Annotated in this window: 17 protein-coding genes; 3 read left to right on the plus strand and 14 right to left on the minus strand. The window is 69.5% G+C overall.

The window, feature by feature from the left end; translation table 11 throughout:
* Window positions 1–31: 31 nt before the first annotated feature.
* Complete coding sequence (locus IM660_RS09895) at window positions 32–712, minus strand: prepilin peptidase (RefSeq protein ID WP_193499133.1); 681 nt, start codon at window positions 710–712, stop codon at window positions 32–34.
* A 126-nt stretch (window positions 713–838) separates the two neighbouring features.
* Between IM660_RS09895 and IM660_RS09900 the strand changes: the two genes are divergently transcribed.
* The gene (locus tag IM660_RS09900; RefSeq protein ID WP_193499134.1) at window positions 839–2,620 is read left to right on the plus strand and encodes an HNH endonuclease signature motif containing protein; all 1,782 of its coding nucleotides are present in this window, start codon (window positions 839–841) and stop codon (window positions 2,618–2,620) included.
* Here the strand turns inward: IM660_RS09900 and IM660_RS09905 are convergent.
* The 8 genes from IM660_RS09905 to IM660_RS09940 form a co-directional block, all read right to left on the minus strand.
* Complete coding sequence (locus IM660_RS09905) at window positions 2,595–3,476, minus strand: shikimate dehydrogenase (RefSeq protein WP_193499135.1); 882 nt, start codon at window positions 3,474–3,476, stop codon at window positions 2,595–2,597. The genes IM660_RS09900 and IM660_RS09905 overlap by 26 nt on opposite strands.
* The gene (gene mltG / locus IM660_RS09910) at window positions 3,469–4,614 is read right to left on the minus strand and encodes an endolytic transglycosylase MltG (RefSeq protein WP_193495120.1); all 1,146 of its coding nucleotides are present in this window, start codon (window positions 4,612–4,614) and stop codon (window positions 3,469–3,471) included. Before mltG ends, IM660_RS09905 begins: the two co-directional genes overlap by 8 nt.
* Entirely contained in the window at window positions 4,611–5,144 is a 534-nt protein-coding gene (gene ruvX / locus IM660_RS09915; protein WP_246464883.1) for a Holliday junction resolvase RuvX, read from the minus strand. Before ruvX ends, mltG begins: the two co-directional genes overlap by 4 nt.
* Window positions 5,141–7,840 carry an alanine--tRNA ligase gene (gene alaS / locus IM660_RS09920; RefSeq protein WP_193495121.1) on the minus strand — a complete coding sequence of 900 codons (2,700 nt, stop codon included), beginning with the start codon at window positions 7,838–7,840 and terminating at the stop codon, window positions 5,141–5,143. Before alaS ends, ruvX begins: the two co-directional genes overlap by 4 nt.
* Before the next feature lie 79 nt (window positions 7,841–7,919).
* Window positions 7,920–8,243 (minus strand): hypothetical protein, encoded by a 324-nt coding sequence (locus IM660_RS09925; protein ID WP_193495123.1) that lies wholly within the window; start codon window positions 8,241–8,243, stop codon window positions 7,920–7,922.
* Window positions 8,240–8,596: a DUF948 domain-containing protein gene (locus IM660_RS09930; protein WP_159620830.1), complete on the minus strand. Its 357-nt coding sequence runs from the start codon at window positions 8,594–8,596 to the stop codon at window positions 8,240–8,242. Before IM660_RS09930 ends, IM660_RS09925 begins: the two co-directional genes overlap by 4 nt.
* A 134-nt stretch (window positions 8,597–8,730) precedes the next feature.
* On the minus strand, window positions 8,731–9,357 hold the full coding sequence (gene rpsD / locus IM660_RS09935; RefSeq protein WP_193495131.1) for a 30S ribosomal protein S4: 627 nt from the start codon (window positions 9,355–9,357) through the stop codon (window positions 8,731–8,733).
* Between the two features lie 210 nt (window positions 9,358–9,567).
* Entirely contained in the window at window positions 9,568–10,914 is a 1,347-nt protein-coding gene (locus IM660_RS09940; RefSeq protein ID WP_193495133.1) for a replication-associated recombination protein A, read from the minus strand.
* A 53-nt stretch (window positions 10,915–10,967) separates the two neighbouring features.
* On the opposite strand from IM660_RS09940, the gene IM660_RS09945 reads away from it, so the two are divergent.
* A complete protein-coding gene (locus IM660_RS09945; protein ID WP_246464884.1) occupies window positions 10,968–13,259 on the plus strand; it encodes an MMPL family transporter in 2,292 nt (763 codons plus the stop codon).
* 11 nt (window positions 13,260–13,270) lie between these two features.
* Here the strand turns inward: IM660_RS09945 and IM660_RS09950 are convergent, their stop codons facing one another.
* From IM660_RS09950 to IM660_RS09965, 4 genes are all read right to left on the minus strand, one after another.
* A complete protein-coding gene (locus IM660_RS09950; RefSeq protein WP_193495137.1) occupies window positions 13,271–14,053 on the minus strand; it encodes a GNAT family N-acetyltransferase in 783 nt (260 codons plus the stop codon).
* Between the two features lie 4 nt (window positions 14,054–14,057).
* Complete coding sequence (gene aspS / locus IM660_RS09955) at window positions 14,058–15,854, minus strand: aspartate--tRNA ligase (RefSeq protein WP_193495139.1); 1,797 nt, start codon at window positions 15,852–15,854, stop codon at window positions 14,058–14,060.
* A 104-nt stretch (window positions 15,855–15,958) separates the two neighbouring features.
* On the minus strand, window positions 15,959–17,641 hold the full coding sequence (locus IM660_RS09960; RefSeq protein ID WP_193495146.1) for a GTPase: 1,683 nt from the start codon (window positions 17,639–17,641) through the stop codon (window positions 15,959–15,961).
* Complete coding sequence (locus IM660_RS09965; RefSeq protein ID WP_193495147.1) at window positions 17,638–19,332, minus strand: dynamin family protein; 1,695 nt, start codon at window positions 19,330–19,332, stop codon at window positions 17,638–17,640. Before IM660_RS09965 ends, IM660_RS09960 begins: the two co-directional genes overlap by 4 nt.
* A gap of 244 nt (window positions 19,333–19,576) precedes the next feature.
* On the opposite strand from IM660_RS09965, the gene IM660_RS09970 reads away from it, so the two are divergent.
* On the plus strand, window positions 19,577–21,364 hold the full coding sequence (locus tag IM660_RS09970; protein ID WP_246464885.1) for a DEAD/DEAH box helicase: 1,788 nt from the start codon (window positions 19,577–19,579) through the stop codon (window positions 21,362–21,364).
* 3 nt (window positions 21,365–21,367) lie between these two features.
* Here the strand turns inward: IM660_RS09970 and hisS are convergent, their stop codons facing one another.
* The gene (gene hisS, locus IM660_RS09975; RefSeq protein WP_193495149.1) at window positions 21,368–22,723 is read right to left on the minus strand and encodes a histidine--tRNA ligase; all 1,356 of its coding nucleotides are present in this window, start codon (window positions 22,721–22,723) and stop codon (window positions 21,368–21,370) included.
* Between the last annotated feature and the right edge of the window lie 175 nt (window positions 22,724–22,898).

Raw genomic sequence — 22,898 nt, forward strand, 5'->3', positions numbered from 1 at the left:
CTTGAGGGCGTGTCCAGGACGCGAGTCACCCTCACGCCGGGGCCGTCGTAGCGACCGCCACGGCCAGTGCGGCCCCGAGGCTGAGGAACGGTCCGAATGCGATCGGGGTGCGGCGCCCGGCTCGCCGGGCCACCAGCAGTGCGAGAGCCACGAGGCCGCCGGTGACGAAGGCAAGCACGATACCGGCGAGTACTGCCGACCAGGAGAACCAGCCGAGCAGCGTGGCGAGGACCGCTGCGAGCTTGGCGTCGCCGAGTCCCAGGCCGGCGGGCGTCAGCAGGCACAGCACGAGGAAGCCTGCACCCACGGCGATGCCGGCGACGGCGGCACGTCCCAGATCCGTCCAGCTCCCCTCTCCGAGGAGGACTGATGCCAGCAGACCGGTCAGTACCACGACAGCGACGGCGCCGACCAGCCGGTCCGGGAGCCGGTGCACCGCGAGGTCGACAGTGACCAGGAGTGCGAGCCCGAGACCGGCGGCAGCGAGGGTCGCCTGGACGACCGGCCCGACGGGGAGTGCCATGACCCCGGCACCTGTCAGCGCCGCCAGCAGGATGTGGATCCGCCAGCGCATCCAGCGGTTGCCCGCGTGGCGGGAGGTACTCGCTGTGGTCGAGTTGACTGGCATCACGGACGTGCAACGGCGCACCAGTCCTGTGCTCGCCCACGCCGTCATTCCCAGCAGCAGCGCCCCGGCAACCGATCCCCACATCCGCCCATCATGGCAGCGTCGGTCGCGTCGTCGCTGAAACGGAAACCCGACCTGTGGACAGCGGCCTGCTGGCGCCCAGATCCGCACCAGCACGCCAGTGTCAGTGGTCGGTGGTGAACTAAGGACATGTTCGAAGACCACTCGTCCACCCGCTCTGGTGAGGGGCCCGACGGCGTCCCCTCCCCAGGTGGTGGCCTCGCCACACTGCGTGGCCGGGTGGATGCGGCGAGGGACGTGGACCGCGGCACACCGGGGTGGTCGTTCGACGCCTCCTGCTCGCAAGCAGCAGAAGTGGTGGCTGAGGCTCCGGCCGGAGCGGAACTGCTAGGCCTACTGGAGGCCGAGGTCGACGGGATGAGGACTCCGGACGAGGGGTTGCTGATCGAGTTGATCGCCGCCGCGGACCGGATCGTGAACCGAGCCGGCGCGTTGCAGGCAGCATTCGTCGCCGAGCTGATGGAACGGCGGCAGGGTTCACGCGGGATTTCGCACACACGCGATGAGATCGCGCTTCGGCTGGCGACCACGGGCCACGCGACCGAGACCCTGGTCGGACGCGCAGCCGCGTTGGCCGAGGCGCCCGCCGTGGCCGATGCACTGGGGCGCGGGCTCATCACGACCCGCAAGGCGGACCTGATCACCGACGCGACCGAAGGGATGGAGCTGGCCGCCGCACTCACCCTTCAGGAGCACGGAGCCGCCTACGGGCAGGAACACACGCCCCCGCAGCTGCGGCGCGAGCTGGAGGCGGCCGTACTCGCCGCCGACCCGGCCGGAGCCCAGCGTGAGCGTGAGAAGGCCCACGCCCGGCGGCGGGTCATGTTGGAACCGACGCGGCACGAGATGGCCTGGGTCGGTGCCTACGTGCCGGCTGCGGAAGCCGTCGCTGCCTACACCTGCGTCGACACCCTCGCCGCGGACACCACCGCGGACGACGACCGCACCCTGGACCAGCGCCGCGCCGACGTGTTCACCCAGATCTTCCAGGAAATCCTCGCCACCGGGCATACCCCCGGCGGGCGCACACTCCCCGAACGCCACGGCCGCCGCGCGGCCGTCCACGTCACGGCGACCGTCCCCGTGCTCGCTGGCGATGACGAGACGCCCGCGGTACTGCATGGATATGGGCCGATCTCGGCTGCCTCGGCGCGCCGACTGGCTGGGCGCGCACCGGCAGGCGACGGCGCCATCGGGGCTGCGCCTGGGACAGGAGCGGCTCCGGTGTCCGCGCCGACGCTCCGGGAGCTCCTTGATCCGATGCGGGAGTTCCTCCCGCGGCGCCGGTCGCCGGACCTCCCGGACGGGAGCGATCCGAGGGCGACGGTGGCGTGGATGCGCCTGCACCGACTGGGCAACCCGGGACAGTCACGGGTCAGCCACTCCTCAGTCACCACTCGTCCGATCACCACGGCTGCGGACCCTCGGGCAGGGCCGAGCCCTCCGCGTCGCGAGAGTGGTGTCACCGATCCGGTGACCGTGATGCGGACAGAACTCGGGCTTGTCTGCACTGACGGCTACGCGCCCTCACGTCGCTTACGCGGCGTTGTGGTCGACCGTGACCGGACGTGTTGCTTCCCGGGATGCCTCGTGCCGGCGTGGCGGTGCCAGATCGACCACATCGTCCCGTTCGACCCAGCCCTGCCTGCGTGGGCGCAGACCGTCGAGACGAATCTGCAGGCGTTGTGCCGCCACCACCATCAGGGCAAGACCGAACGCGCATTCTCGGTCGAGCGCGACGCGTGGACCGGGATCACCACCTGGCGTACTCGCACGGGGCATGTGTACGTGCGGCTACCTGAGCGCAGCGACTACACGGCGCTCAGTGAGCAACTCCGCGACGATGTCGCGGCTACCTGGACCGGTGAGGAGGACGCTGGCGACGTCAGGCACGCGCCAAGGAGTCGGTGAGGGCTTGGCGCATGGCATCGACGGGCGCCTCGTGGCCGGTCATGAGGCGCACCTGTTCGCAGGCCTGGTGCAGCAGCATCAGGAAGCCGCTCGCGATTGTCCCTCCCGCCTGCTCCCAGGCGGCCGCGGCAGCTGTCGGCCAGTCGGCGTAGACGGCATCGAGCAGCACCTGCGACGGTGAGAGGTTGGCGCCGGTGAACCACTCCGCGAGGGGGTCGGCCGCGTGCTGCGGCAGCGTCAGGATCACGATGTCCGCCGAACGCAACAGCTCAGGCGCTCCGGGCCGGTCGAGTGCGACGTACTCCGGATCGAGGCCAGTCTTGGCCGCCGCTCGGCGCACGGCGCCGACTCGCGCAAGAGACCGCGCCAGCACTACCGGATGATGGACACCCAGTTCGCCGACCGCAGCCAGTGCCGACGAGGCCGTCGCCCCACCGCCGACGATCACGGCCGAACGCGGCTGCCACCCAGCAGGCGCTACCTCACGCAGCGAGGCCACCAGCCCGTGGACATCGGTGTTGGCCGCCACCAGCAACCCGCCCGGCTGTCGCAGCAGCGTATTCGCCGCCCCCACCACCTTGGCCAAGCCGTCCACATGGTCCGCGAGTCGTAGCGCCTCGTGCTTGAGAGGCATCGTCAGCGACAGGCCCGCCCAGGAATCGTCGAGGCGCTCCAGGAACCCGGCCAGCTCGTGCTCGTCGACGTCGTGAAGCTGATACTCCCAGTCGGTCAGCCCGAGCGCCTCGTAGGCGGCCGCGTGGAGGACGGGAGAGCGTGAGTGGGCCACCGGGTGGCCGAGGACGGCGGCGCGGCGAGTCACTCCAGCCACAAGATAGTGCCGTTCATGGTCAGTCATCACCATTGCTGCGTTCGTTGATGATCGCTCGGTTGTCGTTGTGCTCATCGAGGGTCTCTGCGAAGAGTGACTCACCAGTTTCGAGGTCACTGACGAAGTAGCACAGTTGCCCCTCAGCTGGGTCAAGAACCGCTTCGATCGACAGCTGTCCGGGAGAATCGATCGGACCAGGTGGAAGCCCCGGGTTGATACGGGTGTTGTACGACGTATCCGCCTCTAGACGTTCCTGCGTCAATGCCTCACCAAGCGTGATGCCCAGCCCGTAGGCAACCGTCGAGTCCATCCCGAGTCGACCGTCGCCACTACACCCGTCGAGGCGGTTCTCAATGACTAGCGCAACACGAGCCCGCTCATCCTCACGGATGACCTCAGCCTCGATGATCGATGCCTTGATCAGTACGTCCTGACGATCGTCAGCGGGCACCTCGAGACTGTCCAGCATCTCCCCCGTACGGTCAATCATCGACTGGAGAACATCCTCAGCCGTGTCCTCCGGATGGATGTTGTAGGTGCTCGCCGCGAGCCATCCCTCCATATCGCCACCGGCGACGTCAGGCAGGTAGTCGGCAGCGACTTCATCCGCAGCTGCCTCGACCTCGCTGACCTCGATCTCTAGACGCTGCGCGATCCGCTCGTAGATCTGACTGGCCCGCCAGCCTTCGGGAACGGTGATCCGATTTCCGGTCAGGGAGGCCGGATCGAGCATCGTCGCGACGGCGTCCTCAGCGCTCATCTGCTGCATGAGCGTGTAGGTGCCCGGTTGGATGCCAGCGGCGTCAGGATTGGCGTTGTACGCATTGATGAACGCGGTCCGCGTCGCCACCACATCGGCTTCGACCAGTGCCGTGGCCATATCGCTGCCGCTGGAGCCCTCCTCGATCACGACCTCGACCTCGCCGGACCCCGGGCCCGGGTAGTCGGTGACCTCCACGGTGGGGTCGGAGTCGGGGTTGAGCAAGGGGCGCACCAGCACCCAGCCACCGCCGACCAGCAGGCCGAGGGCGACGATCATCACGATGAAGGAGATGATGTTGCGACGCCGCTGTGCTCGCTTCCGGGCACGGCGGCGTCTCTCGGCCGTGCGCCGCTCACGCGCGTCGACGGCACTGACGGAGTCCTGGTTGAACAGGTCGGTCACATGCCCTCCTGAGTCGAAGCGTCCACGTTAGCGTCCGGATGAGCGCCCTGCTGCTTCTCACTATCCGGGTCCGGGACGATCTCACCCGGGGGCCGTCCCTGACGTCGTTCGGCGTCGAGGGCTGCCTCCAGGATGGTCACCGCCGCCACCTGGTCCACGACCTCGCGGTGCCGCTTCGACTTGCGACCGGCCTGATGCAGCACCTGGTGGGCTGTCACCGTGGTCAGTCGTTCGTCGACGAGACGCACCGGGATCGGACGGACCGCCCGGACCAGGGGCCCACAATACGCCCGCACGCTGAGTGCTGCGGGGCCCTCACCGCCGTCGAGGCTCCGTGGCAGACCCACGAGCACCTCGATCGGCTCGTACTCGGCGACGATCTCGGCAAGCTCACGCAGCCCCTCTTGGTCCCCCGACCGCGACACCGTGCGGACCGGGGAGGCAAGGATTCCGTGCAGATCACACCGAGCCACGCCGATCCGTACCGAACCGACGTCGACGGCGATGCGCACGCCTGTGCGGAAAGTCACGCCAGCGCGTCCAGGTCAGCGGCCACAGCCCGCAGCGCCTCCTCCAGCGCCCCAGCATCGGTGCCGCCCCCCTGGGCGATGTCATCCTTCCCCCCGCCGCCGCCACCAAGCCGGGTGGCTGCGGTCCGCACGAGCGCCCCAGCCTTCGCACCGGCCGCACGTGCGCCGTCGTTCGTGGCCACCACGACCACAGGACGTTCCTTGACCACCGCACCGAGGGCAACCACAGTCGGTGCAGAGGAGCCCAACCGGTCGCGCACGTCCAGAACCAGCGAGCGAACGTCGTCGGCGGAGGTGAGCTGCCCCAGCGTGGCGGTGACCGCGCGCACTCCCCCGTGCTCGGTGGCCGAAGCGGCCAGCTCACCCGCGCGGGCCAAAAGCTGCCCCTGCCGGAGCGTGGCCAACTCCTTCTCCGCATCCTTGAGGCGACCCAGGATCGTCTCAATACGCTCCGGGAGTTCCTCCCCTCGTGCACCCACGAGCTGAGAGATCTGCCCGACGAGGGCATGCGCCTTCGCCTGGTTGTCGTAGGCACCCTGCCCGACGAGGGCGTCGATCCGGCGCACACCAGAGCCGATCGAGGACTCTCCCAGCACCGTCACGAGCCCGAGATCGCCCGAACGCTGCACGTGAGTACCCGCACACAGCTCCTTCGACCAGTCACCGCCGATGGAGACCACCCGCACGCGCTCGCCGTACTTCTCACCGAACAGGGCCATTGCACCCTGGGCCCGCGCCTCGTCCAGGCTCATCGTGGCGTCTGTGACGTCCAGGTTGTCGGCCAGGCGTTCATTCACCCGCTGATCGATCTCGGAGATCACCGAGTGCGGCACCGACGAACCGTGCCGGAAGTCGAATCGCAGCCGCGAGGGCGCGTTCTCGGACCCGGCCTGCGTGGCCTGCTCACCGAGGAACTCGTGTAGGGCCTTGTGCACCATGTGGGTGGCCGTGTGCGCCCGGGCGATCGCCCGGCGGCGGTCACTGTCGATGGTGGCCACGGCCTGCTCGTCCACCGCAACCGTTCCCTCGGTGAGCGTTCCGCGGTGCACGTGCAACCCCTTCACCGGGGACTGCACGTCCGCCACGTCCACGACGCCACCGCCGGCGAGGGTGATGGTGCCCTGGTCGGCGAGCTGGCCACCGGCCTCGGCGTAGAACGGGGTCTGGTCGAGGATGACCTCAACATCGGCCGGAGCCGTGGCCACAGGTGAGGCAATCCCATCCACCACGAGACCGATGACGCGCGCCTGGGCGGCGTGATCGGTGTAGCCGAGGAACGTGTCGGGGCCACCGAGTGCCGTCAGGAAGGACTGATAGACGGCCGAGTCCACGTGACCGGTCTTCTTGGCCAGCGCATCGGCACGCGCACGCTGGCGCTGCTCCGACATCAGGGACCGGAATCCGGCCTCGTCGACCTCGACACCCTGCTCGGCCGCCATCTCCAGGGTCAGGTCGATCGGGAAGCCGTACGTGTCGTGCAGCGCGAACGCTTCCTTACCGGGCAGTTGGACACGGGTGCCCGCTCCGGCGGACTTCGCCCGCTGCACGGCGGTATCCAGGATCGTCGTTCCTGCCGCGAGGGTGCGGCGGAACGCCTCCTCCTCCTCGTAGGCCACCTGACTGATGGTGGGGAACTGCGTCTCGAGCTCCGGGTAGGACTCCGCCATGGCGTCCTTGGCCACCGGCATCAGTGCCGGAAGGGCGGGCTCGTCCACGCCGAGCAGCTTCACGGAACGGACGGCCCTGCGGATGAGGCGACGCAGCACGTATCCGCGACCATCGTTGCCGGGCCGGACGCCGTCACCGATCAGCATCAGGGCCGAGCGCACGTGATCGGCCACGATCCGCATCCGCACCTGGTCGGGGGCGGGTGAGTTCTGACCGAGCAGGTACCGCGCTCCGGAGAGTTCCTCTGTGGTCTGAATCAGCGGGTAGGTCTGGTCGATTTCGTACAGGTTCTCGCGCCCCTGCAGCAGTGACGCGAGGCGCTCCAGGCCGAGACCGGTGTCGATCGACTTGCTCTCCAGCTCACCCAGCAGCTCATAGTCCTTGCCAGTGCCGGGGCCGCGGACGAACTGGTCGAAGACGTTGTTGTAGATCTCCAGGTACCGGTCACCACCCGGGTCGACTGTGCCGCCCTCGGCCTCCGGCCCGTACTCAGGGCCGCGATCGTAGTGGAACTCTGCACAGGGACCGGCCGGACCGGGCTGCCCGGTATCCCAGAAGTTCTCCTCGCGGGCAAGCTTGACGATGTGCCGCGGATCCACGCCGACATCGAGCAGCGCGCGCTCCGCCTCGGCGTCCTCGTTCCAGATGGTGACCCAGATCCGGTCGCCGTCCAGCCCGAACCCGCCCGCGTCCGCACCCGAGGTGAGCAGGTCCCAGGAGAACCCGATCGACTCGGTCTTGAAGTAGTCGCCGAACGAGAAGTTGCCGCACATCTGGAAGAACGTGCCATGCCGGGTGGTGACGCCCACGTTCTCGATGTCGTTGGTGCGGATGCACTTCTGGACGCTGACCGCCCGCGCGTACGGCGCCTTCTCCGTGCCGACGATGTACGGGATGAACGGCACCATCCCGGCGATCGTGAACAGGATCGAGGGGTCCGGGGAGACGAGCGGGGCGCTCGGCACCACGGTGTGACCGCGGTCGGCGAAGTAGGTCAGCCAGCGGTTGCGGATCTCGGCGGTACGCATGGGTTCTCGTTCGGTCGCTTCGTCAGGGGCTGGGCACCCAGGGGGCGCCGGGTGCGGCGCCACCCGTGGGTGAGGGGTGCTAGAGCGTGTCGTCGATCTCGTCGATGTCGTCCGGCCACAGGGCAGGAGCGTTCCGGGCCGCGCGGTTCTGGCGAGCGCGCGCCTGCTCCTCCTCGCTCGGCAGCAGTGCCGCCGTCAATCTGTCCTCGTGCTCGGCCATGGAGCTGCGCAGCTGGTCGGTCAGATCACGGGCGGCCTCAGCGAGCGTTGTGACGGACTCGGCCAGTCCCGCCGGGCTCACCGCGCGCGCGATCGCGCCGACGCGTTCGTTCGCCTTCCCCACCTGGCGCAGGACCACCACCGTGACGGCGACGCCGACACCGACCCACAGGAGTCGCTTCACTTGGACTTCTCCCCCTTGCCGAACATGCCACGTACGGCGAGTGAGAAGGCGGCCACCTTGATCAGCGGTGCGCCGACCGTCGCAGCCACCAGGGACGTCAGCGCCGAGACATTCGTCGACACCTCCGCCGCCGCCGTGGTCACGGTGTCGACCTTGCTGATCTGGCTGTTGGTCGAACTGATCGTGACCGCGGCCTCGTCGATCACGGGCAGCGTGTGCTCGGTGACGTCCGCAAGGCTCTTGCGAGCCTCGTCCATCACCCTGCCCAGCTTCAGCAACGGCACCGCGAGGGCGCCGACCAGCAGCACGAATGCGATCGCGGCGATGAGGCCGGCGATGTCACCTACAGACATGGGGTGTGGTTCTCCTACCGAGACGTGCGAACAGGCTCTGGGGTGACCCTACCGGGCGTGCGGGTCGTCGAGTGAGACGACAACGCCCCGGGCGTGGCCGGTGAAGACCTCGCCCGGGGCGTCGCACGTGAAGATCAGCGCGAGTAGTGCTCGACGACCAGCTGCACGTCGCAGGTGATCGGCACCTCGGCACGCTTCGGGCGGCGGGTGAGCTCGAAGCGCAGCTTCTCGATCTGCACCTCGAGGTACTCCGGCACCGCGGGCAAGACGTCCCGGTGGGCGCCGGCCGCGGCGACCTGGAACGGCACCATCGTCTGGCTGCGGGGCTTGACCTGCACGACCTGGCCGGGCTTGACCCGGAAGGAAGGACGGTCAACCAGCTTGCCGTCGACGAGGATGTGGCGGTGCACGACCGCCTGGCGAGCCTGGGCGATGGTGCGGCCGAAACCGGCGCGCAGCACCAGCGCGTCCAGACGCATCTCGAGCAACTCGACCAGCGACTCACCCGTCAGGCCCTGCTCGTGGCGGGCCTCGACGAAGGCGCGGCGCAGCTGAGCCTCACGGAGCCCGTACTGGGCGCGCAGACGCTGCTTCTCCTTCAGACGGACGGCGTAGTCGGAGTCGGTCCGGCGACGGGCGCGGCCGTGCTCACCCGGCGGGTAGGGGCGCTTCTCGAAGTACTTGACGGCCTTCGGCGTGAGGGCTAGTCCGAGTGAACGGGAAAGCCGGACCTGCCGGCGCGTGCGGTTCTGCGATGCCATGCGGCGAATCTTCCTGTCGTGTCGATGATGACGTCACACCACACTCCGCGAGACGAACTCGCGGGGAGCGGGGTGTGGGGCCAACTCCGGGAGGCGTCCCGAATGGAACGTTCCGTCGGCTAAGACCCCAGGCGTGCCCGTGCGGACAACCCCCACACTCTACCCCATCGTGACCACCGATGGATCTCACGAAGGCACGTGCACGGCAGATCAGCGCCCCAGCATCGACCGGATCCGATCGAGCCGCTCCGTCAGCGCGCGTTCGAAACCCCGGTCGGTGGGCTGGTAGTAGCGCGCTCCCGCGAGATCCTCCGGCAGGTACTCCTGCCGGGCCACACCGTGCGGTTCGTCGTGGGAGTACACATAACCGGCCCCGTGGCCGATCCGCTGAGCGCCGGCGTAGTGCGAGTCGCGCAGGTGCGCCGGGACGAGCCCGATCTTTCCGGCCTGCACGTCAGCGATGGCGGCGTTGATCCCCGCATAGGACGCGTTCGACTTCGGAGCACTCGCGACGTGCACCACCGCCTGCGCCAAGATGATGCGCGCTTCGGGCATCCCGATCAGTGCGACCGCCTGCGCCGCGGCCACGGCCGTCTGCAGCGCCGTGGGGTCGGCCATCCCGACGTCCTCCGAGGCAGCGATCACCACCCGGCGGGCGATGAACCGGGGGTCCTCCCCCGCCACCACCATCCGGGCCAGGTAGTGCAATGCCGCGTCCACATCGCTGCCGCGCATCGACTTGATGAAGGCGCTGATCACGTCGTAGTGCTGATCGCCGGCACGGTCGTACCTCACTGCGGCCACGTCGATCGCGCGCTCCATCGCGTCCAGGCTGATACTGGCGGCCCCTGCCCCGACCGCGGTGCCCGCCGCCGCCTCGAGGATCGTCAATGCCTTACGTGCATCGCCGCCGGCGAGCCGCAGCAGGTACTCCCGGGCCTCCTCGTCCAATTCCACCTGACCGGACAGCCCGCGCTCATCGGTCAACGCACGCGCGATCAACGCATCGAGGTCGGCGGTCTCCAGCGAACGCAATGTCAACATGATCGACCGTGACAGCAGCGGCGAGATCACCGAAAAGGACGGATTCTCGGTGGTGGCCGCCATCAACGTCACCCACCGGTTCTCCACTGCGGGCAGCAGTGCATCCTGCTGCGTCTTGGAGAACCGGTGCACCTCGTCGATGAAGAGCACCGTCTCCTCACCCGATCCGGCCAGGCGCCGCCGCGCATCGGCAATCACCGTGCGCACGTCCTTCACACCCGCGGTGACGGCGGACAACTCCACGAAACGCCGCCCGGAGACATGCGCCACCAGGTATGCCAACGTGGTCTTTCCCGTGCCGGGAGGCCCCCACAGCACCACCGATGACGGCGGCAGCGCACCAGCGGTGTGCGGGTCGATGAGGCGCCGTAATGGCGAACCGGACTCCAGCAGGTGGGCTTGACCGAGCACCTCCTCCGGACGTGCCGGCCGCATCCGCACGGCGAGCGGCGCCGTCGACGATGCCTGCGGGACCCCGGAGTCGTCGGTCCCGGCTGCCTCGAACAGATCCACACGCCAGAGCCTACGCGCCTGTACCGGGCCCTCCTGCCTGCGATGATGTGCACGTGTTCGATCGTCTCGGAGCCCTCACCGCGCACGCGCCTCGTCGCATCGTCGCCGTCTGGGTTGTCCTCGTAGCCCTGGCCGCCACGCTCGCCCTGACCGGATTCGGCGCCGGTGGACTGTTCGAGCGCCTGCACAGCGGCGAGCCTCGGGTACCCGGCTCCGAGAGCCAGGAGGCTCGCACCATCATCGAGGACGCCAGTGACCAGGGCGCGAGCGTCACGGCTGTGATGGACGGGGTCGATCTGGACTCCCCGGAGACGCTCGCGGAGGCGTCACGCGCTGCTGCCCGGTTGCACTCAGTCCTACTCGCCGATGACCGCGTCGACGCCGTCATCGATCCGTTCATCGTCCCCGGAGGGCCGCAGTCGGAGGCCGCAGCCGCGCTCAGGGCCGAGGACGGCGCGGGCTTCATCGTCACCGTCGAGCTCGCCCCCACCCTCGACGCCGACGCCGAGGCTACGGCCCATGACGACGTCCTCGCCGAGTTGCGCACCTTCGCCGAGGACATCGATGCCGAGGCGCAGCTGACCAGCGGCACGCTCATCACCGACGCGATCATTCACCAGATGGAGGAGGACCTCACCACCGGCGAGATGGTCGCCCTGCCGATCTCCCTGCTGATCATGGTCGTCGTCTTCGGCGGCTTCCTCGCAGCCGGCATGCCACTGGCCGGTGCGCTCGCCTCGATCGCCGGCGGACTTGCTGTGCTGTGGGGCTTCTCAGCACTCATCGATCTGGAATCGGTGGTGGTCAACGTCGTCACCGTGCTGGGGCTGGGCCTATCGATCGACTACGGGCTGCTGATCGTCTCCCGCTTCCGGGAGGAGATCCGCCGAGCCGTCGATGAGGAGGAGGCGCAGCTCGCCGCCACCGGGCCGATCCCGACGGGTCGTGTGCGCCGGGAGCGCCGCAAGGGCCGGGGTGATGCGGCCGTGATCCGCGCCACGCGGCGCACTCTGACCACGGCCGGCCGGACCGTCACCTTCTCGGCGATCACCGTCGCGGTCGCGGTCGCCGGTCTGCTGCTGCTGCGCCCCGACATTCTCCGCTCGCTCGGTGCGGCCGGGGTGTCTGTGGTGGCGCTGGCCGTGCTCTCCGCGCTGACTCTGGTCCCCGCCCTGCTGGCCTGGCGCGGCCGCCGGATGCTGCGTCCGAGTGCCCTCTCCCGCATCCCGGGCGTGCGGTCCGTGCTGGGCAGGTTCGGCGAGACCGCACCCACGAGCGGGCTGTTCTCTGCCCTGGCAGGTCGCGTCCAGCGCCATCCGTGGTGGGTGATGCTCGGCACGGCCGCGGTCCTGATGCTGCTCGCCTCCCCGTTGCTGGGACTGCAGCTGCGCAACTCGACGGTCGAGATGCTGCCACCCGGAACGGAGCAGCGGGGGGTGATCGACACCCTCGACGAGCAGTACCCAGCCCTGGCCGACGCCCCTGTGCAGGTGCTCGCGGAGTCCGGCGGTGCGCAGACACTCTCCGATGAGATCGCCGACGTAGCCGGTGTCGAGCGGCTCGATCCCCCGCAGAGTCTCGACGAGGACTACGAGGTGCTCGGAGTGCACCTGGCCGACTCGGTCGACCCCGGAGGCAGCGCCGCCGAGGGCGTCGTGGATGAGATTCGCCAGTTGCGTGAGTCCTCCGAGGCGACCTACTGGGTGTTCGGACAGGCGGCCAACCAGATCGACTTCACCGAGGCGCTCATCGCCGGAATCCCCCTCGCGGCGGGTGTGGTGGTGCTTGCCACCTTCATCCTGCTGTTCGCGATGACCGGATCAGTGCTGGTGCCCGCGAAGGCCCTGGTGGTGAACCTTCTCTCCCTGGCCGCCTCGGTGGGGGTGACCACCTGGGTCTTCCAGGAGGGCAACCTCAGCGGTCTGCTGGGGTTCGAACCGGTCGGCGGCCTGGAGTCCTACGTCGTGGCCGTGGTCGTCGCCTTCGGGTTCGGGCTCGCGATGGACTACGAGGTCTTCCTCATCGCCCGGATCAAGGAGTTCTACGACGCCGGACCGGGGGGCCGGGAAGGCAACGACGCCGCCGTCCGGGACGGTCTGCAGCAGTCGGGCCGCATCATCACCTCGGCCGCCGCCGTCATCGTCGTGGTCTTCGCCGGATTCGTCAGCGGCGAACTGGTCGTCATCAAGCAGGCCGGTTTCGCCCTGGCCGTCACCGTGATCATCGACGCCACCCTCGTGCGGATGCTGCTGGTGCCGGCCACCATGACGCTGCTGGGGCACCGCAACTGGTGGGCCCCGCGGCCATTGCGCGCCCTGCACCGCCGGATCGCCATCACGCACTGACCGGCACCACGTCAGGGGCGCCGGCTCTCCCACTCCTGCGCGAGCGTGAACCCGAGCCGCTCGTACACCCGTCTCGCCACCACATTGCTGGCATACAGCCCGAGGCTCACCTGCCCTGTGGCCGCCAGGCCGGCGCGGGTCACCGCGGCCGTGACCGCCGATGCCAGCCCCCGACGGCGCAGGTCGGGGTGGGTGAGGATCGAACCCAGGTGCACCTCGTCGGTCCACCCGCTCGCCGCCGCCATCGCACCGAGCCGACCGCCGCGATCGCGCCAGCCGAACCACCGCGTACCCGGCTTGTCGAGACGGGTGTAGGTGTCCGGGAGAACCCGTTCCTGCAGCGCGGTCATCTCCGGCAGATCCCGGGACAGATCGAGTTCGATCACGTCATCCTCGCCCGTCTGATGCACCGGCGCCCGGGTGCAGACCATCCAGTCCCAGTGGCTGACGCTGGTCGTGCCCAAGGATGCACGCACCGGCCCCGGAACCAGATCCCAGGTGCCCCGGGTGAGACTGACCACCGCCATCTGCCCGGTGGACACGCCACTGCCGGGGTGAGGGACGCCGTCGGGAGTGAACGCCTCGGCGACCACACGAGCAAGTCCCGCGGGCGCACCTACTCCGACGAGGGAGCGCGTGGATTCGCCCGCGTCAACACTCAGGGCAAGCGCCTCGGGGGTCGCCCACCAGATCGCCTGCCGGTACCGCGGGACGTCCGCTCGCAGCACCGGCAGGCTCGACCAGGAGTCACCAAGATCGGCGAGCGATCCCAGGCGGCGGAAGGTCGCCGTCACGGGCCTACTGCGCAGGTGCGGGAGCCTGTACCTCGCCCTTCGGCTCCGGCGTGGCGTCCACCCCGGCCTCCTTGCGCTGCTGCGGCGAGATCGGGGCCGGCGCACCGGTCAACGGGTCGTACCCGCCGCCGGACTTCGGGAAGGCGATGACATCGCGAATGGAGTCCGCACGCGAGAGCAGGGCCACGATGCGGTCCCAGCCGAACGCGATCCCGCCATGGGGCGGGGCGCCGTAGGAGAACGCCTCCAGCAGGAAGCCGAACTTCTCCTCGGCCTCCTCCTGGCCGATGCCCATCAGCTCGAACACCCGCTGCTGGACGTCCTTGCGGTGGATACGGATCGAACCGCCGCCGATCTCGTTGCCGTTGCAGACAATGTCGTAGGCGTAGGCGAGCGCGTTGCCCGGGTCCGACTCGAAGGTGTCGATCCACTCCGGCGTCGGGGACGTGAACGCGTGATGCACCGCCGTCCAGGCACCGCCGCCGACCGCGACGTCGTCATCCTCACCCGTGGGCTTGAACAGGGGCGCGTCCACCACCCACACGAACGACCACGCCGACTCATCGATCAGCTCCTGCCGCCGGCCGATCTCGAGCCGGGCGGCGCCCAGCAGGGCCCGCGACTCGGACTGCTTGCCCGCGGCGAAGAACACGCAGTCACCCGGCTGAGCGCCCACGGCCTCCACCAGGCCGGCACGCTCGGCCTCGGAGAGGTTCTTCGCCACCGGTCCGCCCAGCTCGCCGTCGTCGGCCACGGTGACATACGCCAGCCCCTTGGCGCCGCGCTGCTTGGCCCACTCCTGCCACGCGTCGAACTGACGGCGAGGCTGTGAGCCGCCACCGGGCATGACCACCGCGCCCACGTAGGGGGCCTGGAAGACCCGGAACGGGGTGTCGGCGAAGTAGTCGGTCAGCTCGACCAGCTCCAGGCCGAACCGCAGGTCCGGCTTGTCCGTGCCGTAACGGCGCATCGCGTCCGCATAGGTCATCCGCGGGATCGGAGCGGTGATCTCGTATCCGATCAACTTCCACAGCGAGATGAGGATCTGCTCGGCGAGAGCGATCACGTCGTCCTGGTCGACGAAGCTCATCTCCACATCGAGCTGGGTGAACTCCGGCTGCCGGTCCGCACGGAAGTCCTCATCGCGATAGCAGCGGGCGATCTGGTAGTAGCGCTCCATCCCGGCCACCATCAGCAGCTGCTTGAACAACTGGGGCGACTGCGGTAGCGCGTACCAGGATCCGGGTGCCAGCCGCGCAGGCACGACGAAGTCACGCGCCCCTTCCGGGGTGGAACGGGTCAGGGTGGGGGTCTCGATCTCGACGAAACCCGCGTCGTCAAGGACAGTGCGAGCGGCTCGGTTCACCTGCGACCGCAGCCGGATCGCCGACGCCGGCCCGGGACGGCGAAGGTCCAGGTAGCGGTGCGCCAGGCGCACCTCCTCCCCCACGGTGACCTGGGCGTCGATCGCGGTCGATACCTGGAACGGCAGCGGCGCGCTCTCGTTCAGCACGAGGACCTCGCTCGCGATCACCTCGATCTCACCGGTACCGAGGTTCGGGTTGGCGTTGCCGTCGGGCCGCGCGCTGATCTCACCGGTCACCTGCAGCACGAACTCCGACCGCAGCGGGTGGGCGACCTCCTCGTCCCGCACGACCACCTGCACGATCCCTGAGGAATCCCGCAGGTCGAGGAATGCCACCCCACCATGATCCCGGCGACGATCCACCCACCCGGTCAGGGTGACGGTGGTGCCGATGTCGCCGGCACGCAGAGTGCCGGCCTGGTGGGTGCGAAGCACGAGGGTCCTCCGGATCGTTCGAGTGGTGGCGCCGGAGCGGCGCCCCACGATCCTAATGCCCAGCGATCCCTCGCGAAGCCCCGCGTGCGACGTGCCCGGTGGCGTCAGGCACGGGCGAGCTCGACCGCGCGGGCGTACCGCTCGGCCGTGTCGATCCGGGCACGCACCTCGGCCAACACCAGGCGCTCGGCCACCTGCTCCACCGCGCGCCCCAGCTCTGCCCGGGTTTTGCGCCGCCGACGGGCAGCCCCGATCCGCGCCGCGGCCCACACGAGGAGGGACGTGATCACACCGAGCAGCAGACCTGCCACCAGCAGCACCGTGGGCCAGGGCAGCGCCGGCAGGGCGGGCCACGGTTCCTGTGCCGGGACCGGCCCCAGCTGCGGCGTCCACGGCATCGGGAGGCCGAGATAGCGCACGCCCGCGATCACGCCCAGCCACAACGCACCCGTCACGGCGGCAGCGAACCACAGCCACTGCAGCACCGACGGCACCGCGAACCAACGAGGATCACGTTCATGCACCGATCGGCGTGAGCTGATCGCGGCGTCGAGGGCGTCCGGGAGATCGTCGATCCGCGTCATCGCGCCCTCTCTCAGGTGGTCACGCCAGACCCCGGTCGTCTCACCCGCGCTCGCCTCGGCAAGGCGTCTGAGGGCGGTCGCAGCCTGCGAACGTACGGCCGGAGTGGCCGGTGGGGACGAGGAGACCGCCACGACCGGCTGCTGCTCGCTGCCCGGCTCCTTGCTTTGCATCTCGCGGGCCGGGCGTCCCAGATGCAAGCGGCGCAACGGATCGGGTCGGAACCGTCCCAGCCATCGAGTCACCGGCCATCCCGCCCGTCTGCGCGCGCGGTACCGGTAGGAACCGGCGACGGCGGCCGCAACCATCTCGACACCACCGGCCTCACTGAGCCGGTCCACCAGATGGCGCTGATCCGCACGAGTGATCCGGCCCGGAGCCGCGGCCGGGCATGCCTGCACCAGCCGGTCCGCTGCGGTGGCGACGTCGGCGGTCAGGCGTGCCTGTACGGCTGCGCGCCGAGCGACGACGTCACCCAGCCGGCGGCGCAGGTCCGGCAGCCCCGCACCGGTGAGCGCGGAGACCCCGAGGACGTTCACGCCGGAGAGGCCATCGTCGGCGAGCTTGGCACCGAGGTCGGCGATGACCTGGCGGGCGTCCGCCGGAGCGAGCGTATCCACCTGGTTCAGGACGGCGAGGGTGACCTCGGCGTGACGTGCCATGGGCCGCAGGTACTGCTGGTGGACCACCGCGTCGGCGTACTTCTGCGGATCGAGCACCCACACGAGCATGTCCACGCGTTCGGCCAGGCGTGCCGCGCGATCGTGGTGGTCGGTCTTGACCGAGTCGATGTCAGGCAGGTCCACCAGCACCAATCCGTCGAGGCGCACATCGCTCGCCGGAACGGCGTCGATCCGGCGGGTGATGCCAAGCCAGTCCAGCAGCGCCCCGGAGGGTTCGGTTCCCCAGACCACCGCGACCGGGTGCCCGGTCGTGGGCCGGCGTGCTCCGACAGCGGTCACCTCCTGACCGGCGAGTGCGTTGGTGAGGGAGGACTTCCCGCTGCCGGTGGCACCCGCGAGAGCAACCACCGTGTGCGCGGCCGAGAGGCCACCGCGTTCGGCGGCCCGGTGCAGCACTCCTTCGGCGCCGGTGAGCGCCGCGCTGATCGCGGGGTCACCTGGACCGGCTACCGGCTTCAGGGCCTCGACCGCCTCGCCCAGTGCCCCGATCCGGTCGGCCAGCGCCGGTGCGCGGCGTCTCATGAGCGCTCCGCTGCGTCGATCACTCCCTGTGCGGCGGCAGCGGCCTTGCGCAGAGCTGCCGACGAGCCGGCCATGGCGCCGGCCTCGGGCAGGAGTGCCTCGTAGCGATCACGTTCCTCGGCGAAGAGCGTGTGGACCCGATCGTCGAGGTCAGCGCGCGCCTGCTCCGCGAGCCGGCGGACCGCCTGGTCGCCGAAGATCGCCTCCAGCAGCTTCTGGGCGACGACGGCCGCACCACCGGCGATAGCGACCTCGGACCCGAGCAACGCGCCCCCGGTGGTGGCGAAGGCCACGATCATCAGCACCACCGCCGCACCGTTGACCCCGAAGGCCAGCATCCTGGCTGAGGTGCGCTTGTCCTGCCCCTCGGTGCGCACCAGCTCCAGCAGGTAGTGCTGCCAGCCACGGATCTCTTCACCGGCACGCTCAGCAAACCCAGGCGAGGCGGCATCCAGGTCGGTACCAACCACAAGTTCCCGGCCCGCGGGCTCCTGCGAGAGGCCGCGATAGGTGCGTTCTGCGGCCGTGTTGGCCTGGTCCACCAGCACCGCGAGCACCCCGTTCCCGATCGCGTCCTCCACCTGACGCGCCGGTTGCGGCTTACCCGTCACGAACGCGGTGATCCGGTCCCGCGCCCGGCCGACCGTGGACTCCACCGAACGGATGAACTCACCGGTGCCCACGAAGTCCTGCCAGCGGGAGAGCACCTCGCTGCGCAGCAGGGCACCGTCGGCGAGCGTGCTGAGCAGGTCTGACGTGTCATAGGCGGCCTTGACCCGGGCCCGGAGGCCTTCGCTCAGGCGTTGCTGGCTCTCGACGGCGTCGGCGAGGTCGAGTGCGCCACGCGCCACGTCCCGGACAGCACCGTGCAGCGTCTGACGCGCCACCTGCGCCCGGGCCGCGGTGTCTGCTGACAGCCGCTCCAACCAGAGCGCGAGGCCGGAGAGCGCGGATTCGGGCAGCATCCCGCCGGCGAGCTCGGACTCTGCCACCAGGAACAGCGGTGCCTGCCCCAGACCCTCGGCCTCGAGCATCGCGGCCAAGTCATCGCTGACCTCGTCCCGGACCGTGAGTGGAACCCGGTCGAGCACGACCGCGATGGCCACGTCACGCCGCGCGGCCTCCCGCAGCAGCTCCCATGGCACCGCGTCCGCGTACCGATGCGCAGTCGTCACGAAGATCCAGAGATCGGCGGCTGCCAGCAGCTGCCCGGCGAGTTCCCGGTTCGCATCGACGACCGAATCGATGTCGGGGGCGTCCAGCAGCGCAATCCCGGGCCCCACGGCCGAAGTCTCGACGAGCCGCACCACGCCGCCGGTGCCACGGTCCTGCGGCGTCCCGTCCCCTCGCTGGCGGGCCAGATGAGGCAGGATCCTCGCCGGGACGAACCAGCCGGCATCGCTGGGGTGATGGATCAGCAGCGGGTCCCTGGTGGTCGGGCGCAACGCCCCTGTGGTGGCCACCGGTTCGCCGACGAGAGCGTTGACCAGCGTCGACTTCCCGGCGCCGGTGGATCCGCCGACCACCACCAGGAGCGGAGCGTCGAGAGCAGCCGCCCTCGGCAGCACGTAGTCATCGAGTTGGGCCAGCAGGTGGTCCCGATGCGCGCTCGCCACCGCGGCGTGCGGCGTCTGCAGGGGAAGGCGGGCCCCGGCGACGGCGTCACGCACCTCCCGCAGCTCGGTCTCCATGCCTCGATCATGCCAGGCGCTGTCGTGACGTTGCGCACAGCTCCCCCATCTCAGGCTGTCGAGCCCGTAGGATGGTGCTCGTATCCCTGGAGCGCATATCCCGCACTGGGCCCCTGGCGGACAGCCGCCGTGGAGACGCCGACATTGGCGCATGGAGTGAGGGCCGACGCGGAGCAGGACCGACCGGTCCGAGGCCTCCCACCGAGTCCCCCTTCTCTTGCCCCTGCTGCCCGATTGGCTTCTTGTGTCCTCTTCTGCTGCTTCTTCCGCGCCCGCTGCCGTCCGTTCGTTTGCCGAGCTCGGGCTTCCCGACTCCTCCCTGCGAGCGATCGAAGCTCTGGGCTTCACCACTCCCACCGACATCCAGGTCGCCGCGATCCCGCCGCTGCTGGAAGGACGCGATCTCGTCGGGGTCGCTCAGACCGGTACCGGCAAGACCGCCGCCTTCGCACTGCCGATGCTCGCCCGGGTGGATACCTCGGCCCGCCATGTCCAGGCACTGGTGCTGACACCGACGCGTGAACTGGCACTCCAGGTGGCCGAGGCCACAGCCTCGTTCACCGGTGACGCCGGTGTGCAGGTCCTCTCGATCTACGGCGGTGCGCCCTACGGTCCCCAGCTGCGGGGACTCGCGCAGGGTGCACAGGTCGTCGTCGGGACGCCAGGCCGCGTGATCGACATGCTCGACAAGGGCGCACTGAACCTCTCAGCCGTGCAGATGCTGGTGCTCGACGAAGCGGACGAGATGCTCCGGATGGGGTTCGCCGAGGATGTCGACCGGATCCTGTCGGCCGCCGCCCCCGATCGGCAGACGGCGCTGTTCTCGGCGACGATGCCGGCGGCGATCCGGTCGGTGGCGCGTCGTCACATGAGCTCTCCCACGGAGGTCGCGACGTCACGTCCGTCCTCGACCACGGACACGATCACCCAGACGTACGCCGTCGTCCCGTTCCGGCACAAGGTCGGTGCGCTGGCCCGCGTGCTCGCGACGACCGACGCCGAGGCGGCTGTCGTCTTCGTGCGCACCCGCCAGACCGCCGAGGAGGTCGGCAGCGCGCTCCTGGAGCGGGGCGTCAGCGCCGCCACCATCAGTGGTGACGTCGCTCAGCGTGAACGCGAGCGGATCGTGGAGCGACTGCGATCGGGCAGTGTCCGCGTGCTCGTGGCCACGGATGTTGCCGCCCGCGGGCTGGACGTGGAGAAGCTGGGACTCGTCGTCAACTTCGACGTCCCTCGCGAGGCCGAGGCGTACGTGCACCGCATCGGACGCACCGGTCGCGCCGGGCGGTCCGGAACGGCGCTGACGTTCTTCACCCCGCGTGAACGCGGCCGCCTGACCCAGATCGAACGGCTCACCCGCACGAGCCTCACCGAGGTCCCCATCCCGACCCCCGCGCAGGTCAGCGCCCATCGTGCCGCGACGGTCCTCGACTCGGTCTCCGAGCGCATCAGTGCGGGTCGGTTGCACATGTATCGCGACCAGCTCGCTGAGCGCATCGGCTCCGAGGGTGATCCGATGGAGATCGCCGCCGCTCTGCTCGCACTCGCCGTGGGTGATGCGGGTCCGCGCGCGAACGACCAGGACGAGGTTGCCTCTCCAGCCGAGCAGACCTTCGATCGCGAGAGCAACTCCGATCGTGGCCGTTCAGCCAGTGGTCGTCCGCGACGTTCCGCCAGCGGATCGGTCTACCGGGTCGCGGTGGGCCACAGCCACGGGGTGCGGCCGCAGGACATCGTCGGCGCCATCACCGGTGAAGGCGGCCTGCGGGGCTCCGATCTGGGCAAGATCGACATCTTCTCCCGCTTCTCGCTGGTGGAGATCGGGCCGGACCTGAGCCCCGATGTCACCCGCAGGATCGCCCAGGCCCGGGTCGCGGGGCAGTCCCTGCACATTCGCCCGGACACCGGACCGCGGGGCAATGCGGGCGCGCGCCCGGCAGCCTCGACGAAGCGCGGCGGCCGGCCCGAGGGCCGACGCCCCGGCGCTCAGCACCGGGGCCGTCGCCCCGTGGGGAGCACCGGAAGCCGCTGAGGTTTACACCGTGGGAGCCACCGTGGGCCAGAGGTCGGCCGCCGGTGGCTCCCACGTCTGTGCGTCGGCGTCGACCTGCTCTCCGTTGCGGATGTCTTTGACCTGGTGACCCTCCGGCGAGGGAAACCAGACGAAGGGGATACCGCGCCGATCGGCGAAACGGATCTGCTTACCGAACTTCGCCGCTGATGGGGCGACGTCGGTCGGGATACCGCGACGCCGCAGCGCTGCGGCGATGGCGACGCTGTCGGCACGGGTCTGTTCGTCGGTGACGGCCACCAGCACCGCTGTCGGAACGGATCGGCTCGCGCGCACCAGGTCCGCGCTGAGGAGGCGGGAGACCAGCCGTGTGACACCGATCGACATCCCCACACCGGGATAGGTCGCGGAACCATCAGAAGCGAGCGAGTCGTACCGGCCGCCAGAGCTGATCGAGCCGAGCTGCTCATGCCCGACGAGGGTGGTTTCGTACACGCTGCCGGTGTAGTAGTCGAGGCCGCGGGCGATCTTCAGGTCGGCGACCACGGTGCCCGGCACACGTTGCTGTGCCGCCTCCACGAGGGTGACCAGTTCCTCGAGCCCCTCCTGCAGCAGCTCACTGCGCGCACCGAGGGCGAGCACCCGATCGGCGATAGAGCCATCCGTACCGGAGATCGACGCCAGATCCAGGCATGACTGCGCCTGCTCCGGTGAGGCGCCGTTCTCCTGCTGCAGCGTGGCGAGTACTCGCTCGGGTCCGATCTTGTCGAGCTTGTCGATGGTCCGCAGCACGCCCTCGACGTCAGCGAGGCCGATGGCCTCGTAGAAGCCCTGTGCGACTTTGCGATTGTTGACCTGGATCCGCACCGGGGGTACGCCGAACTGCTGCAGCCGGGCGAACACCTCCGCCATCACGAGTGGAACCTCGACCTCGAAGTGGAACGGCAGTGCCCCGGACCCGACCACGTCGATATCGGCCTGAGTGAACTCCCGGAAGCGGCCTTCCTGCGGGCGTTCGCCCCGCCATACCGACTGCACCTGATACCGCTTGAACGGGAACTGCAGCCGACCCGAGTTCTCCAGCACGTACCTCGCAAACGGGACCGTGAGATCGAAGTGCAGACCCAGCGCCTTGTGATCGAGATCGTCCTCGCCCGCATCGACGGACTCCTCCGCCTGCAACCGGCGCAGCACATACACCTCTTTCGAGGTCTCTCCCTTGCGTAGGAGCTGTTCGAGCGGCTCCACCGCGCGCGTCTGGATCCCGGCGAAACCGTGCAGTTCGAAGGTGCGTCGCACCGTCTCCAGGACTGCATGCTCGACGGCACGGCCTTCGGGGAGCCATTCAGGGAATCCGGACAGGGGTGAGATGCGAGCCATGGACCGCATTCTCCCATCGGCTGAGCATGGAGATGCAGTTGTGACCATCCCGTGACCGTTCTAGGCACGTCTCATGCACGGGCCCTGCGGGCCCTCCCCTAGAATCGCCACCGTGTGCCCGCGCTCCGAGCGCGGGTCGGAGCGTGCGCGCCCCACACCAGGGCCACGAAGAGGA

This window comes from Ruania alkalisoli (assembly GCF_014960965.1).
Lineage (GTDB): Bacteria > Actinomycetota > Actinomycetes > Actinomycetales > Beutenbergiaceae > Ruania > Ruania alkalisoli.